This is a genomic window from Mesorhizobium sp. 2RAF21 (assembly GCF_052115345.1).
Lineage (GTDB): Bacteria > Pseudomonadota > Alphaproteobacteria > Rhizobiales > Rhizobiaceae > Mesorhizobium > Mesorhizobium terrae.
This window is the reverse complement of sequence record NZ_JBFRGM010000058.1, coordinates 1-575: the sequence shown is the minus strand read 5'-3', so window position 1 is coordinate 575 and position 575 is coordinate 1. Positions and strand designations below refer to the sequence as shown.

The following is a 575-nucleotide window of genomic DNA, read 5'->3' as shown; positions in this document are numbered from 1 at the left end:
GACGGCATGAGCCTGGACAATCCCCTGATCGGCGCCGTCGCATCGCTGTCTATCGATCAGGCTCGTTCCGCCTTCGATGGCCTGTCGGGTGAGGTGCATGTCTCGACGGTGACGGGGCTGATCGAAGACAGCCGGCTGATACGCGCGGCGATGAACGACCGCCTCCGTTCGACGTTCGAGACGGTTGGTGCCGCGCCGCTGCCTTTGATGGGTTATGACGAAGCGGCGGGCGGCAATGCCGCGCTGGAGGCAACGGCTTCGATCGCGCCGGCGGGTTCAGCCACAGCGTCTGCTGTGCCCGGTGAACGCTACGGCGCCTGGGGTTCGGCCTTCGGCTCGTGGGGCTCGACCGACAGCGACGACAATGCCGGAAAGCTGTCGCGCTCGACCGGTGGGTTTGTCACCGGCATCGACGGTTTTGTCACCGACGATTGGCGGCTGGGGTTCCTTGCCGGCTACAGCCATTCTTCGTTCAAAGTCGATGACAGACGATCATCTGCTTCCAGCGACAACTATCATCTCGGCGCCTATGGCGGCACGCAATGGGGTGCGCTCGCCTTGCGCTCCGGCCTTGC

Annotated in this window: 1 protein-coding gene; it reads left to right on the top strand. The window is 64.5% G+C overall.

From position 1 onward, the window contains the following. On the top strand, positions 1 to 575 hold a 575-nt coding region (locus tag AB4136_RS33360), incomplete at both ends, for an autotransporter outer membrane beta-barrel domain-containing protein (protein WP_441932348.1).